A 1,954-nucleotide genomic window follows, 5' to 3' on the forward strand; every position below is an offset into this window, starting at 1 on the left:
GGATGGCCGACGGGGCGGTGGAGTTCGTCGGCCGTGTCGACCACCAGGTGAAGATCCGCGGCTACCGGATCGAACTCGGCGAGATCGAGTCGGTCGTGGAGGGCGTCGACGGCGTCGGCGACGCGGTCGCCCTGGTGGGCGAGTCGGACCGGCTGGTGGTGTTCTACCGGCCGGCCGCATCGGCGACCCCCGGCCTGCTGGACCGGGTGCGGCAGCGGTGCGCGGAGCAGTTGCCGGAGTACATGATCCCGGCTGAGTTCGTCGCCGTGGAGGCGATCCCGCTCAACGCCAACGGCAAGGTCGACCGGGCCGCCCTCTGGGACAACGCGGTGCCCGCGCACCGGGCGTACGTCGCCCCGGCCACGGAGCTGGAGGCCCAGCTGGCCGGGATCTGGGGCCAGGTGCTCAACCTGGAACAGGTCAGCACCCAGGAGAGCTTCTTCGACCTCGGCGGGCACTCCATCAGCGCCATCGCGCTCGTGGGCGCGCTGCGCGGCGCCGGGCACCCGGTCTCGGTGCGCGACGTCTTCGTGCACCGCACGGTCGCCGCCCTGGCGCAGCACCTCGCCGGCGGGGACGACGTCGAGGCGGCACCCGCCTTCCGGGCGGTCGCCCCGTTCAGCCTGCTCGTCGACGCCGACCGGGCCGCCCTGCCCGCCGGGCTCGCCGACGCGTACCCGTGCGCGCAGGTGCAGCTCGCCATGCTGGTGGTCACCCTCTCCGACTCGGAGCGACGTACCTACCACAACGTGTCGGCGTTCCCGATCCGCGACGAGCACGCCTTCGACGGCGACGCGCTGCGCCGGGCCGTGCGGACCGTCGTGGACCGGCACGAGATCCTGCGCACCTCCTTCGACCTGACCGGCTACTCGGTGCCGATGCAGCTCGTGCACGCCGAGGTGCCCGTGGACGTCACGGTGCTCGACCTGCGCGACGGCACGGACGAGGAGGCCGAGCAGCGGCTGCGGGCGTACCTGGCCGCCGAGCGGGCCCGGCCGTTCACCCCCGACGAGGTCCCGCAGCTGCGGATCGCCGGAGCGGCCGGCCGCAACGACACGTGGTGGTTCGTGCTGACCATGTCGCACGGCATCCTCGAGGGCTGGAGCCACCACTCGCTGCTGATGGAGATCCTCGACAACTACCGCAGCCTGCGGGACACCGGCGTGCCGGCGGCGTTCGAGGCGCCCCCGGTCCGCTACGCCGACTTCGTCGCCGGCGAGATCGAGGCGCTGGCGTCGGCCGAGGACCGCGACTACTGGCAGGGCGTCGTGGCCCGGCCGGTCTTCGAACTGCCCGCCGGCTGGGGCGAGGACGAGTCGGTCCCGGAGTACGAGTGCGGCACCCGGGTCCCCCTGCACGACCTGATGGACGACCTGCGCGAGCTGGCCAGCCGGACCGACACGTCGCTGAAGAGCGTGCTGCTGGCCGCGCACCTGAAGGTGATGAGCCAGCTCACCGCCGAGCCCGTGTTCACCAGCGGGTTGGTCAGCCACGGCCGGCCCGAGGTGACCGGCGCCGACCGGGTCTACGGGATGCACCTCAACACGCTGCCGTTCGTGCACGACGCGGGCGCGCGGACCTGGCGGGAGCTGATCCGGGGGACGTTCGCCGGGGAGCTGGAGCTGTGGCCGCACCGCCGCTACCCGCTGCCGGCCGTGCAGCGCCTCGGCGACGGACGCCGGCCGATCGAGATCCTCTTCAACTACCTGGACTTCGAACAGGTCGACACCGAGCGGGTCGGCTTCGACGACGCGATCTACGAGGCCAGCGGCGAGTTCGGCCTGCACGTCTCCACGCTCGGCGGGGTCCTCAACATCCTGGCCCGACCGCACGCGGTCAGCTACCCCAACGTCCTGCGGCTCGGTGGCATGTACCGGGCGGTGTTGGAGGCGATGGTCGCCGACGTGGACGGTGACGCGTCGGTGGTGTGTCTGCCGGCGGGTGAGGTGGCGGT

General features: G+C 72.6%; 1 protein-coding gene. It reads left to right on the forward strand.

The genetic code is table 11. From position 1 onward, the window contains the following. On the forward strand, positions 1-1,954 hold a 1,954-nt coding region (locus AB0G13_RS34620), incomplete at both ends, for a condensation domain-containing protein (protein WP_357883898.1).

Origin of the sequence: Micromonospora sp. NPDC023633 (assembly GCF_040640035.1) — a bacterium.
GTDB lineage: Bacteria > Actinomycetota > Actinomycetes > Mycobacteriales > Micromonosporaceae > Micromonospora.